Annotated in this window: 6 protein-coding genes; 2 read left to right on the forward strand and 4 right to left on the reverse strand. The window is 42.8% G+C overall.

Annotated elements, in window-relative coordinates:
- Position 1 precedes the first annotated feature (1 nt).
- The 3 genes from DI53_RS02230 to DI53_RS02240 form a co-directional block, all read right to left on the reverse strand.
- A complete protein-coding gene (locus DI53_RS02230; RefSeq protein ID WP_037494852.1) occupies positions 2 to 193 on the reverse strand; it encodes a hypothetical protein in 192 nt (63 codons plus the stop codon).
- Positions 194 to 208: 15 nt separating this feature from the next.
- Positions 209 to 2347, reverse strand: coding sequence for a cytochrome-c oxidase, cbb3-type subunit I (gene ccoN, locus DI53_RS02235; RefSeq protein ID WP_052071974.1), 2139 nt, complete (start codon positions 2345 to 2347; stop codon positions 209 to 211).
- Between the two features lie 182 nt (positions 2348 to 2529).
- Entirely contained in the window at positions 2530 to 3336 is an 807-nt protein-coding gene (locus DI53_RS02240; RefSeq protein WP_037494853.1) for a lytic transglycosylase domain-containing protein, read from the reverse strand.
- Positions 3337 to 3595: 259 nt separating this feature from the next.
- On the opposite strand from DI53_RS02240, the gene DI53_RS02245 reads away from it, so the two are divergent.
- A complete protein-coding gene (locus DI53_RS02245) occupies positions 3596 to 4993 on the forward strand; it encodes a pseudouridine synthase (protein ID WP_037494856.1) in 1398 nt (465 codons plus the stop codon).
- Between the two features lie 71 nt (positions 4994 to 5064).
- Positions 5065 to 5529: a pyrophosphohydrolase domain-containing protein gene (locus DI53_RS02250; RefSeq protein WP_037494859.1), complete on the forward strand. Its 465-nt coding sequence runs from the start codon at positions 5065 to 5067 to the stop codon at positions 5527 to 5529.
- Between the two features lie 37 nt (positions 5530 to 5566).
- On the opposite strand, the gene mnmL is transcribed toward DI53_RS02250, so the two are convergent.
- Entirely contained in the window at positions 5567 to 6514 is a 948-nt protein-coding gene (gene mnmL, locus DI53_RS02255) for a tRNA modification radical SAM protein MnmL/YtqA (RefSeq protein WP_037494862.1), read from the reverse strand.
- Positions 6515 to 6720: the final 206 nt, after the last annotated feature.

Consider the following 6720-nt stretch of genomic DNA (forward strand, 5'->3'; position numbering starts at 1 on the left):
GTTAGTCTTTATTCAATGGTTCTCCATCCTTTTCTTCCGCCTCATCAAACGGAATATCTTTCATGTAGTTGATGTGTTCCTTCTTCATCCACACCAGCATAAGCGCCACGAGAAGAAAAAAGACGAGAAAAATCCATAGGGAGGTGATGAGGTAAATCTCGTCACCGTGTAGGTTTGTTATTTGCTTAAACATAGTCGTTCCTTTCTGTTATTGATCTGTTTTCGCTGCTGCATCTTCGGGCACCACAGCTTTTATATCGGTCCCTAAGCGTTGGAGGTAAGCAATCATGGCTACAATCTCTCGATCTGAGCGAATCTCCACTTGGTTAGACGCCAGATCCTTTGTGATTCCCGTAGCTTGCTTTTGTAAATCGATGAGTGCCCGATCAATCTCGTTGCTGCTATAGGGCACGCCAAGGGAGCGCATAGCGCGCATCTTTGCTTGCAATGTACTGTTATCTAAGGTTTGATCGATCAGCCACGGATAAGCGGGCATAATGCTCCCTGGCGAGGTAATCGTTGGGTCTAGCAAATGGTCAAAATGCCACTTGTGCGGATACTTACCGCCTACGCGATGCAGATCGGGCCCGGTCCTTTTGGACCCCCAAAGGAATGGCCTGTCGTACACGAATTCGCCGGCTTTGCTATACTCACCGTAACGGGAAGTTTCGGAACGAAAAGGACGTACCGTTTGTGAATGGCAGTTGACACATCCTTCGCGGATATACAAGTCACGCCCCTGGAGCTCAAGCGCTGTGTAAGGCTTTACGGCAGCGATCGTCGGAATATTGCTGCTTACGGTAAATGTTGGGATCATTTCCACAATCCCACCGATCAAGATGGCAATAAGTGCCAACACCATAAAGAGGATAGGTTTACGCTCTAAGCGTCTGTGCTGATCGCGTTCAACGGATTTCAAAGGCAGTAAGGCGGGTGCCTCGGCAGGCTCATTAGCCAGCAGGTTTCCTTTTTTAATTGTCTTCACGAGGTTGTAGGTCATGATAATTGCGCCCGTTAGATACAATGCCCCGCCAACGGCACGCATCATGTGCATTGGGATAATCTCTAAGGTCGTCGCTAAAAAGTTCGGATATTTCAATACCCCTTCTGGTGTAAACTCCTTCCACATCAGCCCCTGTACCACAGCCGCCCAGTACATAGGTATTGCGTAGAACAAGATTCCCAATGTCCCGATCCAGAAGTGAACATTCGCTAATTTTTTTGAGTGTAGCGTAGTTTTATAGACGCGCGGGATAAGATAGTATAAGATCGCGAAGGTCATAAATCCATTCCAACCCAATGCACCTACGTGCACATGTGCAACAATCCAGTCGGTAAAGTGGGCAATCGCATTAACCTGTTTTAAGGACAGCATAGGCCCTTCAAACGTAGCCATACCGTAGCTTGTTAGCGCGACCACCATAAACTTGAGCATTGGCTCAGTACGCACCTTGTCCCATGCGCCACGCAGTGTTAGCAAGCCGTTGATCATACCGCCCCAGCTCGGCGCGATCAGCATAATTGAAAATACGACACCAAGAGACTGAACCCAGGACGGAAGAGAGGTATACAATAGGTGGTGTGGGCCAGCCCATATGTAAATAAATATGAGCGACCAAAAATGAAGGATACTTAACTTGTATGAGTAGACTGGACGGTTAGCCATTTTCGGCAGAAAGTAGTACATCATGCCTAAATAGGGAGTCGTTAGGAAGAAAGCCACAGCATTGTGACCATACCACCACTGCACCAACGCATCTTGAACACCAGCATATACGTAGAAGCTTTTCCACATGCTTACAGGTAGCTGCATGGAATTCACAATATGAAGGACGGCAACAGTTACAAACGTGGCGATGTAAAACCAAACTGCAACATACATGTGGCGTTCTCGACGCTTGATAATCGTACCAAACATATTGATTCCAAATACCACCCAAATCAATGTGATCGCAATATCAATCGGCCACTCCATTTCGGCATATTCATGTGATGTAGTAAATCCTAAGGGCAACGTGATAGCCGAAGCCACAATAATGAATTGCCAGCCCCAAAAATGGATCTTGCTTAGCACATCACTAAACATCCTCGCTTTTAGCACGCGCTGCAAGGAGTAATACACCCCCATAAAAATTCCATTGCCCACAAAGGCGAAAATGACAGCATTTGTATGTACCGGGCGAACCCTTCCAAACGTACTGTACTGTGTAAGGAAATTCATCTCGGGCCATATCAGCTGACAGGCTACCAACAAGCCAATGGACATGCCTACCAGACCCCAAATAATTGTGGCAACTGCGAAATCGCGCACAATCCTGTTGTCATAATTAAACTGCTCTAAATGCATACTTTTGTTATTATTTTCTGCGGTAAAAGTAGAGCGATTTCAATGACATTCTAATGATCGAAACCCGAGAAAAAAGTGACGTTGATCACTATCGAAAAAAGCGGTTACAATAGCTGCTAGTTCGTTATATCGCACAAAAAAAGCCCGCTAAACGGGCTTTCTTATACGTATATGTTCACCTCTTATAGGAGGTTTTGTTCATTCACACTTTGATATTTATCGTCTAATTTAGCATAGCGCTTATAGCCATGCTTATTAGGATTTTCAATAACCTGTTTTACGGACGCCAACTTATAAATATAAGAGCCAGTTTCCTGATTAAGGCGGAGTTTGTAATAGTCGGTAGTTCCCTGCCTCCGGATCGCTGCCTTTAAGCTACCACCGCCGACATTATACGCCGCGGCAACTAACGTCCAGTCTTCAAACTCTTTGTAAAGGCTTTTTAGATACTTCGCGGCTGCGTGCGTAGATTTGATGAGGTCTTTGCGTTCATCATATTTACCACCCACCTTAAGGCCGTAGAGACGAGCTGTAGCGGGCATAAACTGCCAGTAGCCCCCAGCTCCACGGTGCGAGGTTATCTGCGGGTTCATATCACTTTCAATAAGTGGTACATATTTAAAATCTTCGGGAATGCCATAAGATTTCAAGATAGATGCTATTTTGGGAAGGTGTTTTGCTGCTTTGGCATGCATCTCATAGGATTGCTGTTTACGGTATGAAAAGGTTGCGAGATACCTTTCAAATTTCGTCTCTACCGTGTGCTTGTGCAGCGGAAGCTGCTTATTTGCAAATCGAATCGAATTGTAATAAGCCTTTTTCTGTTTCTCCGGCGTCATCGCGGCCGCCTTTTTCTTTTTCTCTACTTGCTCCAAAAGAGCCTTTCGAATAGGGTCCTTCTTAGAGGAGGAGTTTGCGCTTGTATATAGCTTCGACAGCAACATGACTGATAAAACTATAGATGAACATAGTACCTTTTTTTTAATCATTCAATCCCTTACTGCTACCTATCCACGAATCAAGTTGACGGTTAAGAAAACCTAACATCGATCAAAAATAGCTTGGTTTATTTTTCAGCCGACAAATATACAAAGCATTTCCTAAGGTTCCAAACCAACGCGGCGCCCCCTTAGCGTGACTTTTCTCAAAATCTTTACTTCCGGATGTTTAAACGGTGATTACAGAACTCAACTTTTTTTCGATCATTCAAATAAAAACACTAACTTTGTAACCTAATTCCAGAAAAATATGCCATTCAATAGCAAAAGGAACAGTCGTGATGACAACTCCAAAAAAGGTAGAAGTGACGAAAGAAGCTTCGGATCTAAGAGTGGTCGCAATCAACAATCTTCATCAAAAAGCGGATCAGGTAAAACTGGTTTCGATCGGACAGAAAGAAAACCGTCGGATAAGCCATTCAACAAATTTGATAAAAGAGAAAAGCGCGACGACGAACGTCCTTACAATAAATTTGATAAGGGAGAACGGAAAAGCGCTGATCGCCCTTTTAACAAGTTTGACAAGGGTGAAAGACGAGACAACGATCGTCCTTTCAATAAGTATGAAAAGAAGGACGCTGGTCGCCCCTTTAACAAATTTGATAAAGGAGAAAGACGAGACGGTGATCGTCCTTTCAACAAGTTTGAAAAGAAGGACACAGACCGTGGGTTCAATAAATTTGATAAAGGAGAAAGACGAGACAATGACCGTCCTTTCAACAAGTTTGAGAAAAAAGACAGACGAAACGACGGCGATAAAGGTGAACGTTATCCAGAGCGCGAAAAACGCGATCGGAAATTTAGCAACGATACGCGAGGCTTCGACAGATCGAAACGTCCGTTTAAAAGATTTGACGATAACGAAGAGAATAGCGAAATAAAGACATTTCATCCTCGAAAAAAAATCGCGACAGCTGAACCTAAGGATGATGGCTTAATCCGTTTAAATCGCTACATCTCTAACGCAGGTATCTGTTCACGGCGGAAGGCTGATGAACTGATCACTTCAGGAGTGGTATCCGTAAACGGAGAAGTGGTGACCGAGTTAGGCACTAAGGTTGATCCAGCAATTGACGAGATAAGATATAATAACGAGCGTTTAAAACGTGAGAAAATGGTTTACGTGCTTTTAAATAAGCCTAAGGATTACATCACGACTACGGACGATCCACAAGAACGCCGCACGGTGATGCATCTGGTCGCAAAAGCAACGAAAGAACGAATCTACCCCGTAGGACGTTTGGATCGAAATACGACTGGTTTACTCCTATTGACAAATGATGGTAATTTAGCTGAGAAGTTATCGCACCCGCGCAATAATGTGAGTAAGATTTATAACGTCGAACTAAACAAAAACCTTACGCAAGGTGACTTTAATAAGATCCAGTTCGGCATCGAATTAGAAGATGGTCTTATAAAACCAGACGACTTAAGCTACGTGCAGGGAGGCAGCAAACGTGAAATCGGTATTCAGATACATTCTGGTAAAAACCGTGTCGTACGTCGTATCTTCGAATCGTTAGGCTATGATGTAGTTAAGCTTGACCGAGTGGTTTATGCCAACTTAACGAAAAAAGATTTACCTCGTGGAAGATGGAGATATTTGGAAGAACGAGAGCTCGTCCAACTAAAACATTTAATTAAGTAATATACAAGGCGCTGCAATAGCGCCTTTTTTTCTAACCTGAAGTTTTTGTATTTTAGCAAAAATTGCAAAAAATGACAGATCCAAAAACACTGACTTCCGTAGCTGAGTTTCATAAAACATTTCAACATCCCATTTTGGAGGAACCTACCATTCCTGATGAAGGACGTTGCCAGCTGCGCGTTGCATTAATCGCTGAAGAGCTAAAGGAATTACAAGAGGCCATCGAAAACAAAGACATCGTGGAGATTGCTGATGCCTTATGCGATATCCAATACGTGCTATCTGGGGCGGTACTCGAATTTGGTCTAAAAGACAAATTCAGCACCTTATTTGAAGAGGTGCAACGCTCCAACATGAGTAAGGCATGTAAAAATGAAGAGGAAGCTATCGCCACCCAAGCTCACTACCAAAAAAAAGGTGTAAATTCCTTTTACAAGGAAGTAGACGGGTTATTTTTAGTGTTTAGGGAAGGTGATAACAAGACATTAAAATCTGTAAACTATTCCCCTGCTGATTTAAAATCCATTCTAAAATAAAAAGCGAGAGGAGTTTGTCTCCTCTCGCTTTTTTATACTATGCTACATATAGGCTTCCTTGCTTCACTCCTCGTGCCTCCAGACCCTTGTCGATATGTGTCTGAATTTTCGATTTAGGATAACCCCAATTCGGTGCTATCAAAAGTTCTTTATCCGCAATACCAAAAACGCGTTGAATGACGATATCCGGCCTCAGCAATGGGATAAACCTCGCCAAGAAATCGGTATACTCATCAATCGTAAATAGCTTAAACGGTTCCCGTTTATACTTTACACCCATGATCGATCCTTCTACAATATGTAAATGGTGTAATTTCACAAATTTTATTTCTGGATGTTTATTGATCTCGTGGGCATACTCCAACATCATTTCTTCAGATTCCCAAGGAAAGCCGAAGATGGTATGTACACAAAGTTCCAGTTTCGTATTCTTCAGCATGTTCATCGCTGAAAGAAATTCATCATGGGAACAACCTCTATTAATTCGCTCCAAGGTATCGTTGTAGATTGATTCCATACCCATCTCAAGATCGACATCAAGCCGATCGGTGTACGATTCCAACAAAGCAATTTTCTCAAAATCAAGGCAGTCAGGACGTGTGCCCACAGAAAGGCCTAATGTATTTTCCGGGTCTATGCTTAACGCTTCATCATACATCATTTTTAGCAAATGCGTAGGAGCGTATGTATTGGTGTTGGGCTGAAAATAAATAATAAATTTTTCCGCTCCATAGGAGTTTCTTGCACGTTCTATCCCATTTTCAACTTGCTCCCGAATGGAGGGAATCTTTCTTGCCGTATCCGGCGTAAAAGAATCTACATTGCAATACGTACAACCACCATAGCCCTTGCTACCATCGCGATTCGGACATGTAAAATTTCCATCTACTATAACTTTAAATACGCGCTGCCCATCATACTTTTCTTTCAAATAAGCGCCGTAATGGTTGTATGGCTTTACGCCACTATCTAATAATGTACCCATTGCATTGCAAAGATACCTAATTAAATGGGAATGCGTAATGAGATTAGATTTTAGTAGTTAGTACTTAGTATATAGAATTGCGTAATGCGTATAGCGTAGTGAGATGTTAAACCTTTCTTTGCTTTATTGCTTCCTACCAATTTTAACCGAAATGTCGCCTCGAAAGCTTTGCAATATGTAGACATTTGCCATTGCACAAACCTCCT

The organism is Sphingobacterium deserti, from assembly GCF_000757725.1.
In the GTDB taxonomy this organism is placed as follows: domain Bacteria; phylum Bacteroidota; class Bacteroidia; order Sphingobacteriales; family Sphingobacteriaceae; genus Sphingobacterium; species Sphingobacterium deserti.